The 17,653-nt window shown below is 52.4% G+C and carries 18 protein-coding genes; 13 read left to right on the top strand and 5 right to left on the bottom strand.

What is annotated here, in order from left to right; genetic code table 11:
• Positions 1-2: 2 nt before the first annotated feature.
• On the bottom strand, positions 3-200 hold the full coding sequence (locus KNP92_RS13310) for a hypothetical protein (RefSeq protein ID WP_024371614.1): 198 nt from the start codon (positions 198-200) through the stop codon (positions 3-5).
• Between the two features lie 85 nt (positions 201-285).
• Between KNP92_RS13310 and yfkAB the strand changes: the two genes are divergently transcribed.
• Genes yfkAB through KNP92_RS13295 form a run of 3 tightly spaced genes read left to right on the top strand, consistent with a single transcriptional unit; the run spans position 286 to position 2,823 of the window.
• Positions 286-1,392, top strand: coding sequence for a radical SAM/CxCxxxxC motif protein YfkAB (gene yfkAB, locus KNP92_RS13305; protein ID WP_214841317.1), 1,107 nt, complete (start codon positions 286-288; stop codon positions 1,390-1,392).
• Between the two features lie 52 nt (positions 1,393-1,444).
• Positions 1,445-1,639, top strand: a complete 195-nt coding sequence (locus KNP92_RS13300; protein ID WP_214841315.1) for a hypothetical protein — start codon at positions 1,445-1,447, stop codon at positions 1,637-1,639.
• A 41-nt stretch (positions 1,640-1,680) separates the two neighbouring features.
• Entirely contained in the window at positions 1,681-2,823 is a 1,143-nt protein-coding gene (locus KNP92_RS13295; protein WP_214841313.1) for an MFS transporter, read from the top strand.
• Positions 2,824-2,861: 38 nt separating this feature from the next.
• Here the strand turns inward: KNP92_RS13295 and KNP92_RS13290 are convergent, their stop codons facing one another.
• Both KNP92_RS13290 and KNP92_RS13285 read right to left on the bottom strand, forming a co-directional pair.
• Complete coding sequence (locus KNP92_RS13290; RefSeq protein WP_214841311.1) at positions 2,862-3,164, bottom strand: hypothetical protein; 303 nt, start codon at positions 3,162-3,164, stop codon at positions 2,862-2,864.
• Positions 3,165-3,296: 132 nt separating this feature from the next.
• The gene (locus tag KNP92_RS13285) at positions 3,297-4,235 is read right to left on the bottom strand and encodes a DMT family transporter (protein WP_214841309.1); all 939 of its coding nucleotides are present in this window, start codon (positions 4,233-4,235) and stop codon (positions 3,297-3,299) included.
• A gap of 197 nt (positions 4,236-4,432) precedes the next feature.
• On the opposite strand from KNP92_RS13285, the gene KNP92_RS13280 reads away from it, so the two are divergent.
• From KNP92_RS13280 to KNP92_RS13265, 4 genes are all read left to right on the top strand, one after another.
• Positions 4,433-6,337 (top strand): heavy metal translocating P-type ATPase, encoded by a 1,905-nt coding sequence (locus KNP92_RS13280; RefSeq protein WP_214841307.1) that lies wholly within the window; start codon positions 4,433-4,435, stop codon positions 6,335-6,337.
• Between the two features lie 117 nt (positions 6,338-6,454).
• Positions 6,455-7,381 carry a carbohydrate kinase family protein gene (locus tag KNP92_RS13275; protein ID WP_214841305.1) on the top strand — a complete coding sequence of 309 codons (927 nt, stop codon included), beginning with the start codon at positions 6,455-6,457 and terminating at the stop codon, positions 7,379-7,381.
• A 65-nt stretch (positions 7,382-7,446) separates the two neighbouring features.
• Positions 7,447-7,881 carry an NUDIX domain-containing protein gene (locus tag KNP92_RS13270; protein WP_214841303.1) on the top strand — a complete coding sequence of 145 codons (435 nt, stop codon included), beginning with the start codon at positions 7,447-7,449 and terminating at the stop codon, positions 7,879-7,881.
• A gap of 67 nt (positions 7,882-7,948) precedes the next feature.
• Entirely contained in the window at positions 7,949-8,896 is a 948-nt protein-coding gene (locus KNP92_RS13265) for a YihY/virulence factor BrkB family protein (protein WP_214841301.1), read from the top strand.
• A gap of 36 nt (positions 8,897-8,932) precedes the next feature.
• Here the strand turns inward: KNP92_RS13265 and KNP92_RS13260 are convergent, their stop codons facing one another.
• A complete protein-coding gene (locus KNP92_RS13260; RefSeq protein ID WP_214841299.1) occupies positions 8,933-9,484 on the bottom strand; it encodes a beta-class carbonic anhydrase in 552 nt (183 codons plus the stop codon).
• 18 nt (positions 9,485-9,502) lie between these two features.
• The gene (locus tag KNP92_RS13255; RefSeq protein ID WP_214841297.1) at positions 9,503-10,402 is read right to left on the bottom strand and encodes a 1,4-dihydroxy-2-naphthoate polyprenyltransferase; all 900 of its coding nucleotides are present in this window, start codon (positions 10,400-10,402) and stop codon (positions 9,503-9,505) included.
• Positions 10,403-10,550: 148 nt separating this feature from the next.
• On the opposite strand from KNP92_RS13255, the gene KNP92_RS13250 reads away from it, so the two are divergent.
• From KNP92_RS13250 to menC, 6 genes are read left to right on the top strand one after another with little or no spacing between them, the layout of a single operon-like run.
• On the top strand, positions 10,551-11,936 hold the full coding sequence (locus KNP92_RS13250) for an isochorismate synthase (RefSeq protein WP_214841295.1): 1,386 nt from the start codon (positions 10,551-10,553) through the stop codon (positions 11,934-11,936).
• The gene (gene menD / locus KNP92_RS13245) at positions 11,933-13,582 is read left to right on the top strand and encodes a 2-succinyl-5-enolpyruvyl-6-hydroxy-3-cyclohexene-1-carboxylic-acid synthase (RefSeq protein WP_214841293.1); all 1,650 of its coding nucleotides are present in this window, start codon (positions 11,933-11,935) and stop codon (positions 13,580-13,582) included. The genes KNP92_RS13250 and menD overlap by 4 nt, the downstream gene beginning before the upstream one ends.
• Positions 13,582-14,400 (top strand): alpha/beta fold hydrolase, encoded by an 819-nt coding sequence (locus tag KNP92_RS13240; protein ID WP_214841291.1) that lies wholly within the window; start codon positions 13,582-13,584, stop codon positions 14,398-14,400. The genes menD and KNP92_RS13240 overlap by 1 nt, the downstream gene beginning before the upstream one ends.
• Positions 14,360-15,184 carry a 1,4-dihydroxy-2-naphthoyl-CoA synthase gene (menB, locus tag KNP92_RS13235; protein ID WP_214841289.1) on the top strand — a complete coding sequence of 275 codons (825 nt, stop codon included), beginning with the start codon at positions 14,360-14,362 and terminating at the stop codon, positions 15,182-15,184. Before KNP92_RS13240 ends, menB begins: the two co-directional genes overlap by 41 nt.
• Positions 15,185-15,233: 49 nt before the next feature.
• On the top strand, positions 15,234-16,598 hold the full coding sequence (menE, locus tag KNP92_RS13230) for an o-succinylbenzoate--CoA ligase (protein ID WP_214841287.1): 1,365 nt from the start codon (positions 15,234-15,236) through the stop codon (positions 16,596-16,598).
• Entirely contained in the window at positions 16,582-17,649 is a 1,068-nt protein-coding gene (gene menC, locus KNP92_RS13225) for an o-succinylbenzoate synthase (RefSeq protein WP_214841285.1), read from the top strand. The genes menE and menC overlap by 17 nt, the downstream gene beginning before the upstream one ends.
• Positions 17,650-17,653 lie beyond the last annotated feature (4 nt).

Below are 17,653 nucleotides of genomic sequence, written 5' to 3'. Positions count from 1 at the left end.
TTTCATCCTTTCGATCCTTGTTCTAAATCTTTGGCGTAACGTACGACTTTCGCACGTAAGGAATCAATGTCAGCTAACAGGCGATGCAAATCCTCTGGCGTCGTGTGCTCGTCCAACGTATTGACTGATAGACAGAGCAATTCCGTTCTCGATTTCAACACATTCATTTTTCCTGCCGTATCGGTTCGTGATTTACCCATCTCATGATCGCTCCTTTGGTTCGTGACAAAGAGTTGTTATTATAGCATACTATTTCGTGTGACTAGATGAAAAGGTGGAATCAACATGCAAAACATCTCGATTACGTTTGATCCATGGGAAGCCTATCTCGATCAAACCGAGTTCGGCCGTCTCGTCCTTTCGAACGTCGAAGTGACGACGACCAAACTATGCAACATGCGTTGCGAGCATTGCGCCGTCGGCTATATGCTCGACCAGACAGAAGAACCGGAAGTGCCGCTCGAACTGCTCATCTCGCGTCTTGATGAGATTGAACATTTACGTGCCTTCTCGATTACGGGTGGTGAGCCGATGCTCTCGATGAAGTCGGTCCGCAACTACGTCGTGCCGCTCCTCCGTTATGCGAAGGAACGTGGCGCCCGGACGCAAATCAACTCGAACTTGACCCTACCGCTGTCTCGCTACCATCTTATTACCCCTTACCTCGACGTTTTGCACATCTCCCATAACTGGGGAACGGACGAAGACTTTTTAGAAGGTGGCTTTGCGATGATGGACCGGAAGCCGAGCGAAACGGCTCGTCGGAAGATGCTTCAAACGATGAAAGACAATGCCCGGGCCCTCACTTCTGAAGGGGTCATCGTGTCAGCTGAGACGATGTTAAACAAACGGACGATCCCGCACCTGAAAGCGATTCATGAAGAGATCGTCTCACTCGGCTGTCAGCGGATGGAGGTGCATCCGATGTACCCTGCCGATTTCGCGAGTGCGCTCGAATCGGCCTCGCTCCCGGACATTCGCCAAGCCATTCACGACCTGCTCGACGTGCGCGACGAAAACGTCTGGATGTTGTTCGGCACGTTGCCGTTCTATGCGTGCTCCGATTTACCAGAAGACCGTGCCTTATTGAAGCGGCTGCATGAGTCGAAAAACGTCACGGTCCGAAACGATCCGGACGGACGTTCCCGTCTTAACACGAACATTTTCGATGGCGAGATCATCGTCACCGATTTCGGCGACGAGCTCGGTTCACTCGGGACGCTTTACGATACATCGTTCCAAGAGGCGTATGAGACGTGGACGAACAGCGCCTTGAACGCGACATTGTCTTGTCATTGTCCCGCGGTGAAATGTCTTGGCCCGAACGCGCTTGTCAAACAAGCATATTATCCGGACATCGACTTTCAAAAACGTGTCGCCGAACCGTTTTAATTTCTTCTCATCGGGAAATGTTTAGTAACTAAACTGAATCGAGGTGTGTGTGATGACTGCGATCTATATTCTTATGATAACCGTCATGGCCATCGTCATTTTCGGCGGTGTGCTCAGCATCTTATTGACAGCCGCATTCGTTTCAGACAAAGTAGACCGTGATGAAGTCTTTAGTCAAGGCAGTTGGGACGACGAGCTCTTACATTTGAATCATCTCTCCCAACCGATTGACGAAACAAAGAGCTGAGATTCTTCTCAGCTTTTTACTATGTGCTCACGAGGTGAACTATGCAACGATTTCGTTTTTCAATTTTATTACTCATCGTCTTTATTTCCGGTTTGATTCAAGGGGCGCTCATCCCGCTGTTGTCGACGCTTATCGAACGCGACGGCAACCCGGCATGGTTGAACGGCTTAAACGCTACGATGCTCTATCTCGGCGTCATCGTCTCCGCGCCGCTACTCGAACGGTTTGTCCGTAAGTACGGGTTTCGACCGACGATCGTTCTCGGCATCGTCTTGACGGCACTCGCGACGTTCTTCCTCCCCCTGTGGCCGACGCTTCTCGCCTGGGCGGTCATGCGATTTGTCATCGGTTTCGGCGACTCCGCACTCCATTATGGCTCGCAAGTGTGGGTGACGTCCGTGAGCGAAAAACGCAGTCTCGGCCGCGCGATGGCGTACTACGGGATGTCGTTTAGTCTCGGCTTCGCAGTCGGTCCGCTCATCGCACCGCTCGTCGATTTGCATTTCTGGTTACCGTTCGTCGTCTTAATCTTCTTCTGTCTCGCGTCTCTCTTTCTCATCTTTAAAGTCGAGAACGAGTTTCCCGAAGCCGAGAAGGTTAAAACAGATTCGACCGGTCGGATTCGACTCGTCATGATCGGGGCCGGCTATACGCTACTCCCTGCCTTTACATACGGGTTTCTCGAGGCGAGCTTGAATGCGAACTTGCCAATCTTCACGGTTCGAAACGACATCGGGCTTGCCCAGACGAGTACGCTCATCACGACGTTCATCGTCGCCTCGATTCTCGTTCAACTTCCCCTCGGTCGCCTTGCCGACCACTTCGGGAAGAAACGCATTTTACAAATCGTGTTGACGATCGGCACCGTGCTCTTTGCAATCGCCAACTTAGCCGTCGACCATTATGCGTGGCTCCTCGTCTTGTTCGCCTTGGCCGGGGCCGGGCTCGGTTCGACGTATTCGCTCGGACTCGCCCACATGACCGAGGTGTTGCCCCGTTCACTTTTGCCGACGGGCAACATGCTTTATAGCATTGCATTCAGTGTTGGTTCGATTAGCGGACCGATGATTGGCGCGTTTTGGATCAGTTTGCCAAAAGACGTATACTTTCTCATGTATGCGCTCATTCTTGGCATCCTCGCCGTCAGTCTGTTTACAGCAAAAGCCAAACCGATCGACATTTAATAAGGGATGGGGCTCTCCGGAACCCCATCCCTTATCGTTTATTCTCTTCTTGGACCGACACGGACGTCGTTTCGTTCGAACGCTTGAATGAAAACCTCATCGAGCGCATACGGTTCTGTCTCAAGTGTGGCCAACACGTCCGACTTGAGCGTCACCTCGATGACCCGGTCGTTGATTTGCCATTTCGTCTGAATGTCGTCGCCTTGTCGCACGGCACGCGCATCCACTTGGTCATGGTGCTCTTTCAACCCCCGACTCACGCACTTCATCACGTACTTGACATACTCGTCACGCGGTTGACGCGAGACAAGGATATTGCGGACAATCTGGTTTCTCGTCACGTCCTTTCCTCCTTTCTTTGCAATACTGTGTACGCAAGTCTTTACGACGAAGACCGACAGTGAACTGAAAGAATTCAGAATTTTTAATATATTTTGCCATGAGAATGCATTTCCGTCAATCGCGCTTCCTATTCATTTCCGACCGAACGTGCGTTGACGCCCTTGGAAATAAGTGGACAAATAGATTCCGGCAACGACGAACAAGAGTCCGACGAGTGCGTTCAACGGAATCGCCTCGCCGAGTAAAAGGCTCGATAAAATGACCCCGAATAAGGGAACAAAGAACATGTAGAGCGACACACGGCTGACCGGATTATATTTCATCAAGGTGTTCCATAATGTGAAGCCGACCGCAGACAAGAGGGCCAAGTATAAAAGGAACAGGAGCGTCTTCGCCGTATAGGGGATGAACACGCCGCTTGGGTCAAGCACGAGTCCGACGACGAGTAACCCGAGCGACCCGAACACCATCGCCCAAGCCGTCATCGGTGCGACGTCATGGTTTCGTGCGTAATCTTTCGCAATCAAGTTCCCGAACGCCCCCGAAATCATCGCCATAATAAGCAACACTTCCCCGACCCCAAAACCAATCTCTGAACTCGCAGACGGCCAGTTGGCGATCACGATTCCAGAAAAGCCGAGCGTGAGGGCGATGCCTTTCAACCGGTTCAACCGGTCGTCCTCATAACGGAAATGGGCAAGCGCCATTTGGAAGAAAGAGGTCGCCCCCGCGATAATCGATCCTTGAACACCCGTTGAGAGTGATAACCCGACATAAAAGAATAAGTATTGAAAAAATGTCAAAAACGTACCGAGATGTGTATACGCCTTTACACGCTCGACCGTCAGACGGATCGGTCGTTTGAAGATCGTGCGACTGATCAGTAACAGGAGCACGCCAGCGAGCAAAAAACGCTCTCCGGCAAAAATGAGTTGTTGTCCATATTCGTCTGCACCGATGTCGAGCGCATCATAGCTCAGCTTGATGAAAGGGAATGCACTTCCCCATAAAAACGTGTTCAACAATGCGAACAACGTGACGGTCCAAGGCCGTTGAAACAAGTTGGGCATGTCACCAAACCTCCTTAATCTTATAGTTTGTGAGTTGTTCTCTTCCATGATAAAATGAATTTACATGATAATCATTATAAATAAGGAAATCAGTAATCCCGTAAATAAACCCTATTTTCAAGGGGATAGATAATGATAATCATCCTCAATTATTATCATTTAAGTGATATCCATTATCAATTAGAAAGAGGTGCTTCATGAACACATCAACCGTCCCACACGAAAAAAGCCACGTATTCAAACGGGCAAGTTGGCTCGAGCATATCGAGCTCATCATGGCGCTCGTCAGCGGTGTATTGATTGTACTCGCTTATCTCGCTGAAAAACAAGTTGGAGCGCCGTCAGTCTACGTCACTCTGTATTTGAGCGCCTTTTTAATCGGCGGCTACGCCAAAGCGAAAGAAGGATTGACCGACACGTGGGAAACCAGATCACTGAACGTCGAGCTGTTGATGATTATCGCAGCAATCGGAGCCGCCTCGATCGGGTATTGGATGGAAGGCGCCATCCTCATTTTCATTTTCGCTTTATCCGGTGCGCTCGAGACGTATACGATGAACAAAAATGAGCGTGCCCTCGAATCACTCATGGAACTGCAACCTGAACAAGCAACGCGCGTCACCGGCGACAGACTCGAAGTCGTCCAAATCGAAGACTTGGCCGTCGGCGACCAGATTTACGTTCGCCCGGGCGAGCGCATCCCGGTTGACGGACGCATCCTAAGTGGGAACGCTTCGATTGAGGAAGCGGCCATCACGGGCGAGTCGATTCCGGTCGACCGCGGCATCGGCGACGACGTGTTCGGTTCAAGCGTCAACTTGAACGGCGTCTTAACGATCGAAGTCACAAAGCTCGCCACGGAAACGTTGTTCCAAAAAATCATTCAAATGGTCCAACAAGCGCAAGAAGAAAAGTCTCCTTCTGCTCAGTTCATCGACCGCTACGAAGGCCGTTACGTTCAAATCGTGCTCGCCTCCGTCACGGCCATCATTTTACTCGGTCCTTTCCTTACATCATGGTCACTCGAGACGAGTATTTACCGTGGAATGATTTTGCTCGTCGTCGCCTCCCCTTGTGCCCTCGTCGCCGCGATCACTCCAGCCGCCTTGGCAGCAATCGCCGCTTCCGCGAAGCACGGAATTCTCTTTAAAGGAGGCGCCCACATCGAGAATATGGGACGGCTTAAAGCGATTGCGTTCGATAAGACCGGCACGCTCACGATCGGTAAACCTGAGGTCCAACACGTCTTGCTGCACCCAGATGTCGCACAAGACGACGTCTACCGAATCGTCAGCTTGATTGAAGAACATTCGATGCATCCGCTCGCCGAAGCACTCGTCGCCTATACAGGGAAACACAAAGGCGTCATGGAAGAGTTCAAAGATGTGACCGGTTCGGGGATCGAGGCAACGATTGACGGGATGACGTATCGGGTCGGTAAACAAAAGTTTGCGGACCGAAGCGGTGATTTCTTCACGGATCAAGTCAATCGGTTGAAGTCAGCTGGTCACACGCTCGTTTTCATTAGTGACGCGTCACGCACACTCGGCGCGTTCGCTCTCCGTGACACGCTCCGTCCTGAAGCAAAACAAGCGATTGAACGCTTGAATCGTCTCGGCATCGCGACGATTATGATTACCGGTGACAACGAGTCGACAGCCCGCGCCATCGCGACAGAAGCCGGACTCACTCGCTACATCGCGGAATGCTTACCAGAAGAAAAAGTCGCGCAAGTCAAGTTGTTAAAAGCGGAGTATGGTTCAATCGGCATGATTGGCGACGGCATCAATGACGCGCCGGCGCTCGCGACGGCTGACGTCGGAATCGCGATGGGAGAAGGGACGGACGCGGCACTGGAGACGGCGGATGTCGTGCTTATGAAAAATGACCTCGTTCGCCTCAGCTCAGCGATTGAGCAGTCGCGCAAATTGAATCGCATCGTCCTTCAAAATGTCGTCTTCGCTCTCGGGGTCATCCTCGTCTTGATTGCGACGAACATCTTTGAGTTACTCGTCATGCCGTTCGCCGTCGTCGGACATGAAGGGTCGACCATTCTCGTCATTTTAAACGGGCTGCGTTTGCTTAGCTCTTCGTGGGACTGACATTTTTCGACACGACACGAAACCGTCATTGAAAGCAAATGCCGATTTCGCTATAATGGAAACAATGTGTCTAACAGACCGAAACAATAGGTAGATTGGCTAAAGGTGGTACAAGGTATGAATACGATTGCAGTAATCGGCAAAGTGTTTGTCGACATAAAAGGAACATCGTTCGCCCCGCTTCACAAAGACGCGAAAAACGTCGGAGACATCGCGTTCTCAAACGGCGGGACAGGTCGAAACGTCGCCCAAAACTTAGGCGTACTCGGGAACGATGTCCGTTTCGTCTCGACCGTGACGAACGATCAAATCGGCATCGGTGTTCTGGAAGAACTCCGCGGTTTGAACGTCAACGTCGACCATGTCGACTTACTCGACGACAACGGCATGGGCATGTGGCTCGCGGTCATGGACAACAACGGTGACCTCCAGACGTCAATCTCTAAACAGCCTGACGAAGCGATGATGGAACAATGTATTCTCCGTCGCATCGACACTGTGTTCGCTGAGAGTAAGGCCGTCGCGATCGACCTCGACTTGTCGGTCAACGTCTTGAATGAGACGATTGAATTGTGTCGTGAGATGAAGTTACCGTTATACGGCGTATGTGGTCACCTCTCGGTCATCGAACGCAACCGTCACTTGCTTCAAGGCTTCACGGGCTTCATCTGCAGCCGTGAAGAAGCCGAGATCCTCTCGGACATGTCCATCGTCACGGTCGACGATGCCCTTCGCGTCGCGGAAGTGCTTGCGATGAAAGGCGCACCGCTCACAATCGTCACGATGAGCGAACTCGGGGCGGTCTATGTCGACCTTCGTACGAATGAACAAGGCCATGTGCCAACGACGAAAGTGAAAGTCGCCGATTCAACCGGCGCCGGGGATTCCTTCTTCTCCGCCGTCATTTCTGAACTCATGAAAGAACATTCGATTGAAGATGCACTTCGCCTCGGCATGCGTGTCGCTGGCAAAGTCATCGGTTCTCATGACAACGGATTGACGCCTGAGATGTATGCTTCCCTCGAACAACCTACCCACGACTGAACTAACGCATCGACCGCCGCGTCGATGCGTTTTGTTCTCGGATACCGAAAGGAATGATTGGATTTATGAGAACGAAACAACGTAGCGCCATTATTCTCGTCAACGAACAAGACGAGGTCGCCCTCATTCGACGTGAGAAAGCGGACGTCCTGTATTATGTCTTTCCGGGCGGCGGTGTCGAGTTCGGTCATACGACGGAAGAAACGGCGATTCGTGAAGCGCATGAAGAGCTCGGCGTTCAGATCGAACTCGAAGGTGTCGCCGCACATGTCGCATTTAACGGCGAATTGAACCCTTATTATTGGGCACGCATCACCGGAGGCGAATTCGGTACCGGGACAGGCGAAGAGTTCCAAGCCGAACAGACGGAAGGTTCTTACACGCCGATGTGGATTAAACGGAGTGCCCTTAGTCACCTCCCGGTCCGTCCCCCTTCGCTCGCGGAACTACTCAGCCAGACCTCGACGCGCTTCTATGACAAAACGTTAGCCGAAGATTGAATTCATGGTGTAACCTCCCTCCAAATCGGGAAGATGGTTTCTAACGATAACGTTTGGGAGGTAGGCTATGGATACGAAAGAAGTGAAAGAAAAAAAGAATTGGCTCTCGTTCGGGAAGGAACTGTTGCGTCGATTTAAAGAGCATAACGTCCAAGATTTTGGTGCGACGCTCGCTTTTTTTTGGTTTTTGTCTATTTTTCCAGGAATCATCTTCATCCTCGCCTTATTGTCGTTCTTTGACATCACACAGGCGTCGTTTCAAGAGCAGTTGAACGATTTGGCACCCGGCGCCGCGGCTACCGAGTTTCTAACCGGTATTTTTGAAGCGCTCGGGGAACCTCGCGGCGGCTTGCTCTCAATCGGTGCGATTTTAGCGATTTGGTCCGCTTCAAAAGGGGTCGAGCGACTCATCAATATGGCGATTCACGCATACGGTGAAGAGAATGAACGCAAATTCTTTGTCAGTAAAGGGATTGCCCTCGGGTTGACGTTCCTACTTGGCGTGGGCGTATTGCTCCTCATCGTCTCGAACGTATTCGGTTCGCAAATCATCTCGTTTTTCACCAAGTTTCTCCCGATTTCTGGGGCAGATGTCATTTTAATCAACATTTTCCGTTATGCGTTGACGACGATCATCTTGATTTTGACACTCTCCATCTTCTATAAGATTGCGCCCCAACAGCACGTCTTTTGGAAAAGTACAATCCCGGGTGCAATCTTCGGTGTCATCACGTGGCAGCTCGTCTCGCTCGGATTCAGTCTGTACGTATCGAACTTCGGCAATTACGATTCGACGTACGGATCGCTCGGCGGGATTATCGTCACGTTACTCTGGCTCCAATTGACCGGGATGATCATTTTGATTGGCTCGGAGATTAACGCCACGTGGATGCGCTTCTTCAAAACACCGAGCGAACAAGCGTATGAACGTGATTTTAAGAAGAACAAGAAAGCGAAGAAAAAAGGCGAAACCGAAGACGACTACAAAGACATCCCAATCAATACGTATGGATAAGAAAAGGCGAACTCGCAATCGAGTTCGCCTTTTTCGTTATCCCTCGACTACGTCAAGGCGCCCTGTCCCCGGATCAATAACGAATCCATGAACGTTCGTCTCGGGTGGCAAGAGCGGATGGTTTCGAATGAGACCGACCGAGTTTTTGACGTTCGCCTCGACCGAATCAAACCCATGTAACCACTTCTCCAAATCCATTCCTGATGCTTTAAGCGTTTGGAGCGTCTGCGGATCGATCCCGCGCCGTTCCATCTCACTGATGACCGCATTCGGGTCAATCGCAGCCATCCCACAATCATAATGTCCAATGACAATCACTTCTTCGGCACCGAGTGCGTACAAAGCGACGAGAATGGAACGCATGACTGAACCGAACGGGTGCGACAAGACTGCCCCTGCGTTTTTGATGATTTTCGCGTCCCCATTCTTCAATCCGAGCGCTTGTGGCAATAGTGCTGTCAAACGTGTATCCATACATGTCAAAATGACGATTTTCTTATCCGGAAATTTATCGGATACGAACGGTTCATACTTCTTTTCTGTCACGAACTGTTTATTGAACGCTAACATGTCTTTTACGACTGTCATCTTCCCCACTCCTTTTTGTTATGCGATGATTCGAGCGACCAATAATCCAATGACCATCCACGCGCCAAACAACGTGTTCACTTTCGCGGTCATCGCCATCGCCGGCATGAGTTCGATTGGTTCACGTTTCACCCAGAAACGTTTCACTGCACGAATCATGAGCGGGATCGTGAGTAGTGATAAGAGCACCCATGGCGTGACGTCGTATACGACAACACCGATTAGGATTCCAACAAGCGCCGTCACGAAGAACCCCGCCAAGACGAGCACCGCTCGCTGATGCCCGACGAGACACGCAATCGTCTTCCGCCCATTTTCTTTATCATTGTCTAAATCTCGAATGTTGTTGGCGAGTAAAATCGCCCCGATCAACAGTGCCATCGGGAATGAGACGATGAGCAGTTCAGTCGTCACCGTCCCGACTTGAATATATCCAGAAATCCCGATAATGACATATCCCATGAATAGTCCCGCGACCAGCTCGCCAAATGGTGTATAGGCGATCGGCAGCGGCCCGCCCGTATACAAATAGCCGACGACCATCGACAAGGCGCCAATCCATAATAAGTGCCAGCTTGTAGACGCGGCAATATAGAGACCGAGCGCGGCCGCGACCCCATACATCCCGAGGGCAATCCCGAGTATTTGCCCTGGCGTGAAGCCATCCCGGACAATCGAGCCACCGATTCCAATCGATCCTTCATGGTCCAGACCACGTTTATAGTCATAGTATTCGTTAAATAAGTTCGTTGCGATTTGAATCAAGACGGACGCGATGAGCATTGCTAAAAACAATCCCCATTTCAACTCGACTTGACCGACGACGATAAACGTCCCGAGCAACACCGGAATAAAGCTTGCCGTCAACGTATGCGGCCGAATCATGCGCCAATACGCACCTTTCTCTCTCTGTTTCATATCCTTCCCTCCCTTCGTTAGTTTACGTCTACGTAAAAAAATCTGTCAATGCCCGCCGTTTCCTCGAGCATTTGACAGGCGGGTCAGCAGCCAAGTCATGATACACTAAAAGATGAGAATTCTATCGGATTGAGGAGGCTTTTCGTTCATGCCAGATACTCAAACACATATTAAACAACGAATCGAACAGGCCCATAAACGTGCCCGCGCTTGGCAACGTCCTGTCCTTGCGTCTTACACGTGGGAAATCCCTTCGTTCGATGCGTTTCATATCATTCAAAACACGGAAACGTCCCATTATTATTTCACTTCCGCTGACCGTTCCCTCGAGATGCTCGGCTGTGCCGACGCCCTCGTTCTAACAGCGTCAGGTGCGGAGCGCTTTCAGCGACTACAGTACGACTGGAGCTTGCATCGCCGAGACGTCGACGCGATTTTATACGCGTTCTCGGGCTTTTCATTCGATACGTTCGTTCGGCCTCAAAAGAACATGTGGGAAGCGTTCGGGGAAGCTTCACTCGTCGTGCCGAAATTTTTATATCGCCGGCTCGGCGATACGCACACGCTGACCGTGTCGACGCTCGTATCGGCAAAACAATCGGTCGAACAGTACTTGATTCAATTAGCAGACCAGTTGGCCCAGTTTAGCTCGCTCCAGACGCCAGACAGCCCGTCCCCTACGTATACGCAAGTGAAGAATGGGGTCGATCATTTTAAATCGAGCTTCCAACAAGCCAAACAAGCGATCAAGGAAGAAAAAGTTGAAAAGATTGTCATCGCCCGAGAAGAGATTTACCAGACGTCCGATGAAGCGTTTCCGTTTGCCGAGACGTTACGTCATCTCGAAGCGCAACAGCTCGGAAGCTACATCTTCTTATATCAACCGAAACGAGAAATGGGCTTCTTCGGCGCTACGCCAGAGCGATTAGTGAAAAAAGAGGGACCGTATATCGAGACGGCAGCCATCGCCGGGACGACGAAACGTCCACTCTCAGAAGACGAAGCCGAGGCGGCGAAAGCGCACTTGCTTCACGATCAGAAAAACCTTGAAGAACATCAAATTGTCGTCAAAGATATTCAACATGCACTCGCCCCTTACTCAGCAACAATCAAGGTTCCGGAGTCACCACGTATTTTAGAGACGCGCTCTGTCTATCATCTGCACACACCGATTCGAGCGACACTTGATACGAACGCATCGCTGTTGTCCATCATCGAATCGCTTCATCCGACCCCTGCCCTCGGCGGCTATCCGAAACGGACGTCCGTTCGGTTGCTACGTGACATCGAGCGATTCGACCGCGGTTGGTACGGTTCACCGTTCGGATGGTTGAGCACCGAAGGCGAAGGCGAGTTTGTCGTTGCCATTCGATCTGCGCTCGTCCATCATCAATTTGTCGCGATGTATGCAGGCTGTGGAATCGTCCAAGAGTCTGAGCTTGAATCCGAATTAGCAGAGACCGAGATGAAATTGAGTCCAATCAAAGAAGCACTCGGATTAAACCCAGCTGTACCAGGAGGCAGTCCATCATGAACGACACGTTAACCAAATGGGTTGCCCATATGGTGAACCGGCTCGTCGAACAAGGCGTCAAGGACGTCGTCATCAGTCCAGGATCTCGTTCGACACCGCTCGCTATGGCATCCTATCTTCACCCAGAAATTCGGCACCATATCATTGTCGACGAACGTTCGGCCGCCTACTTTGCACTCGGCTTGACCCGATCGAGCGAAACGATTCGACCGGTCGCGCTCGTCTGCACGAGCGGAACGGCCGCGACGAACTATTTTTCAGCCATCGCCGAGGCGACGATTGCGCAGTTGCCTCTCGTCGTGCTCACGACTGACCGGCCGCATGAATTGCGAAACGTCGGAGCACCGCAAGCAATCGATCAAGTTCGTCTCTACGGCGAACATGTGAAAGCAAGTGTCGATTTGCCGGTACCAGACGAGTCTTCCTTGTCCTATATGGGCCAGACCATCAGCCGGTTCGTCCGTCTCGCCGCATCAGCACCGCTTGGACCCGTTCACGTCAACGTTCCGTTTCGCGAACCGCTCTTACCTGATATCGAACAGTTGAAGACGCTGTTCACGTCAACGTACGAATTGAACGAGCCGACCTACTTCCGCCCGACGCCACAAGACGTGTCCCGGTTCAACACATGCCTTCACGTCGAACGGCTCGCCTTCCTCGTCGGACCTGGTACACCGCTCGACTGGTTACCGGCAATACAGGAGACGGCGGCCACCCATCGCATCCCGATTTTCGCAGACCCACTCAGTGGGATGCGACGCTTTGAGGACGTATGCGTCAACTATGATACGTGGCTCGCAAGTGAGCATCGGGACGAGTGGCTTCCCGATACGATCATTCGGTTCGGGGCCGCACCTGTCTCGAAACGATTGAACCAATGGCTCGGACGCACGACCCAAGTCATCATCGAACAGCCCGGGTCGTTTCGAGACCCTTCTAGCACAGCGATTCTCGTGTACGGGGATGCGCGTGACTATTTACGTGAAATCAATAACATGTACGACGACGCGTATCGCGCCCGGCTCAGCGCGCTCGAACGTACGACAGAAGCTGCCAAGGGCGGACTGACAGGAGAAAGTGCCTTGACCCGTCAATTGCTCAATACCTCGATTGAGCGACTATTCGTCAGCAACAGTATGCCGATCCGAGACGTCGACACGACGTTACGGGCAGGTCAACCGCTCGATGTACTCGCCAATCGCGGTGCGAATGGAATCGATGGGATTTTATCCAGCGCGCTCGGGGCTTGTTACGATACAGAACGAGCCGCTTTGCTCGTCGGCGACTTGGCCTTTTACCATGACAGCAACGCGCTTCAGCTGTTGAAGACGCATCCCGGCACGTTCTCGGTCGTCATCGTCAATAATAACGGGGGCGGCATCTTCTCGTTCCTGCCACAAGCGTCCATCGAGCCTCAACTGTTCGAAGACTTGTTCGGGACTCCACTTGAGTTGAATATCCGTGGCTTTGCCGATACGTATGGCTTGAGCTATCGCCTCGTCGAAGAGCCAGAAGCTATTCAGGAAGCGATTGAAGCGGGGATCCACTTGATTGAATTCCCGTCCGATCGGGCCGAGAACGTCAGAGCCCATCGCGAATGGACGAGTTCGCTCTGTGACCGTTTGACGTTGGAGAACGGGACGTGATGCATCAAATTCGAGGAGTCGATTATGAACTGTTCGAGCGCGGTAGCGGACGCCCTGTCCTGCTCTTGCATGGATTTACCGGGCAAGGAAGCTGGATTGACCGCTTTCCTGACTTACCCGCACGTCTCATCTCCCCGTCGCTCCTCGGGCATGGCGGAACGAGTCACGAATCCATTGGCCGGATGCGGATGAGTCAACAAGTCCGGGACCTCTCGGCCCTGCTCGACCGCGACGATCGACCATGGACGGTCATCGGCTATTCGCTCGGAGGCCGAATCGGCATGACGCTAGCCGCATGTGACGACCGGGTCGAGCATTTCATCGGGATTAGCACGACCGCGGGGCTCGAGTCCGCTACCTTGCGGAAAGAGCGCAGAACGCAAGACGCAGCGCTCGCCGGTTTTCTTGAACAGCACGGCATCGAAGCGTTCGTCAATCGGTGGGAACGACTCCCACTTTGGCATCAGACCGAAGAGATGCGCGCGGCACTTCGGCCAGAGCGGTTGGCCCAGCGTCCTGAGGCGCTCGCCGATCACCTTCGCGCCATCGGAACCGGCAGTATGCCGTCCGTCTGGCCGATGCTCGACCGGTTGCCACGTACCGATTTGATTGTCGGAAAACACGATTTAAAGTTTCGGGAGATTGCAAAACGGATGCAACTGCGCCAAGCGCATATTCGCATCCATGAAATTCCCGACGCCGGCCATGCTCCACATATCGAGAATGCCCAACAATTTGGTACAATGATAGAGAAATTGATTTTAGGGGGAAATGAAAATGGAATCAGTAGCAAACTGGACTTCGGTCCGAACGTATGAAGATATCAAATATGAGAAATGGAACGGGATCGCCAAAATCACGATCAACCGCCCAGAAGTACGGAACGCCTTTCGTCCGCTCACGGTCAACGAGTTGATTGACGCGTTCGCGCGCGCCCGTGACGACAAAGAAGTCGGCGTCATCATCTTGACAGGTGAAGGCGAAAAAGCGTTCTGTTCAGGTGGCGACCAAAAGGTTCGTGGCCATGGTGGATACGTCGGTGACGATGAGATTCCACGCTTGAACGTTCTCGATCTTCAACGTTTGATTCGCGTCATTCCAAAACCGGTCATCGCGATGGTCGCTGGCTTTGCCATCGGCGGCGGGCACGTCTTACACGTCGTCTGTGACTTGACGATTGCTGCGGATAACGCGCGTTTCGGTCAAACCGGACCAAAAGTCGGTTCGTTCGACGCTGGATACGGCTCAGGCTATTTGGCACGCATCATCGGGCATAAGAAAGCCCGTGAGATTTGGTACCTTTGCCGTCAGTACGACGCACAAGAAGCACTCGACATGGGACTCGTCAACACGGTCGTCCCACTCGATCAACTTGAAGCGGAAACAATTCAGTGGTGCCAAGAGATTCTTCAACACTCACCGACTGCACTCCGCTTCTTGAAAGCAGCGATGAACGCCGACACGGATGGCCTCGCTGGTCTTCAGCAGCTCGCAGGCGATGCGACGCTCCTTTATTACACGACAGATGAAGCAAAAGAAGGACGCGACGCGTTCAAAGAAAAACGCGACCCAGACTTCGGTCAATTCCCGCGTTTCCCTTAATTTGTACGAGAGTAGCGACTTCGCTACTCTTTTTTTGGAGGTATGCCCGATGAATATATTGAATCACGCGACGGATCGTCTCGCCCTCGTCACATCTGACCACCGGATGACGTGGGGCGCCTTACGGAATGAGAGCGCACGTCTCGCTCACTTGATTAAGCGCAACGCACCCGATGCACGTCATATCGGCTTGTATGCAGCCAATAGCGCCGATTACGTCATCGCCATTCATGCCGTCCGCTTGCTTGGGAAAACACTCGTTCCTTTGAATACGCGGTTAACAAAGAGTGAGATTGAAGCTCAACTTCAGACGGCGGATGTCGAGTTGATGCTCGTCGATGAGCCGTTTGACATTCCGGTTCCACAGTTCACGCTTACGATGCGCGACGACGAACCGATCTCTGACTTCCATGCGTGGAAACAAGACGAGGTAATGTCGCTCATGTTCACATCCGGGACGACCGGACGCGCGAAAGCCGTGAAGCAGACATACGGCAACCACGTCGCGAGCGCCGAGGCCGCCCGACATCACCTCGGGTATGATGAACATGATCGCATGCTCATCGTTACCCCGCTGTTCCATATGAGCGGACTCGCCCAAGTGTATCGCGCCGCCTGTTTCGGTTCGACGCTCTATGTAGAACCGAAGTTTGATGCCGCACGGACATGTGACTTGATTGAAAAAGAAGGCATCACCCATGTCTCGCTCGTCGCCGTCATGCTCGACCAGTTACTCGCAATCGGGCTCAAACGCCACGCCCTTCACGTCGTACTCGTCGGAGGTGGACCCGTCCCTCAACCGCTTCTCGAAGAAGCCGAGCGACGCCACATTCCGGTCGCCCAAACTTACGGGATGACCGAGACGTGTTCCCAAGTGGCGACGTTACTCCCGTCGGAAGCACTCGACCATCTCGGCTCTAGCGGACGAACCATCTTGCCGACCCGCATCCGAATCAATTCAGATGGAGAAATCGAAGTAAGCGGACCGACCGTCACACCCGGCTTTTATAAACAACCCGAGGCCGACGCATGGACGGAAGACGGGTTTTGGCGGACCGGCGATTTGGGTACAATCCAAGACGGCTATTTGTATGTTCATGACCGGAGAAGTGACTTAATCATCTCTGGAGGGGAGAATGTCTATCCGGCTGAAATTGAGAGTGTACTTCGAAGATGCCCGGGTATTGAAGACGTCGGTGTCACCGGACGTCCAGATGCGAAGTGGGGAACGGTCCCAGTCGCCTATATCGTCGGAACGTATGACGCGCTCGAACTCGAACGTCTGCTGACGGAACATCTAGCTAGTTATAAACATCCGAAGGCGTTTTATTCTGTCCGCGAACTCCCTCGTAATGCGAACGGAAAATTGATGCGCCATCGTTTAAAGGAGACCGCTTATGATTCGACGCGCTGACTTGTACATTGTGCCATTGACGTTCAAACACCCGATCGTGACCGCCCATTCTGTCCTCTCGACGCGACGAACGGTCATCCTCCGAATCGAGACAACCGATGGCCTCGTCGGATACGGGGAAGGTGTCGCCTTCGAGACACCCTGGTATACGGCAGAGACCATCCGTTCGACAATCGACGCCTCGACACTGATTACGAAACTGTTAGAAGGTCACCTCATATCGCCTCAATCGTTCCTGACGCTCGCTCACTCCATCATCGGCCATCCGATGACGAAGGCGATGTGGGAAAGTGCGTGTTGGGAAATTGAAGCGGCCCGGAGGGAGACTTCGCTCAAACAATTGCTCGGCGCAGGTGATCAAGTCGCTTGTGGTCGAACGATTGGCATCGGCCTTTTAACCCAAACGTTAAACGCAATCGAAGAAGCACTCACGGCAGGATTCGATCGCATCAAATTAAAAGCGGCGCCCGAAGATTTATTGTCTTCGTTGAACGAGATACGTGCTGTCTTCCCTGACGCCCCACTCATGATCGATTTGAACGGTAGCGGTGGGAATGAACCGCAATCATGGTTCGAACAGTTGGATACGTATCGTCTCTTGATGATTGAACAACCGTTCCCGAGCACCCACTGGGGCGCATCTGCCGATTTGCAAGCCCGGCTTGACACTCCGCTTTGTCTCGATGAGTCCATCTCGTGCCGACAAGACGTCGAAACGATGACGAGACTCGACGCCGGACGAATCGTCAACATCAAACCGGCCCGTGTCGGGGGCTTGACAGAGGCACTCGCTATCCGTGAGATGAATGTGCCGTATTGGGTCGGTGGGATGTACGAATCCGCAATCGGGCGTTATCATACGCTTTTGTTCGCTTCCTTGAGCGGCGCCGCCTTCCCGGCCGACATGGCTGGAACGAGTGCCTATTTCGAGACCGATTTGCTAGATGCCCCACTCGAAGTCAAAAACGGTGTCTTGACACTCCCGGACGATCCGAGACCTGACTGGGCGATGATTCAGCACCTGGCTGAAGAGACGATTCGGCTCAAATAAAAAA

It is taken from the genome of Exiguobacterium sp. s122 (assembly GCF_018618475.1).
Lineage (GTDB): Bacteria > Bacillota > Bacilli > Exiguobacteriales > Exiguobacteriaceae > Exiguobacterium > Exiguobacterium himgiriensis.
This window is presented reverse-complemented; position numbering and strand designations above follow the sequence as displayed.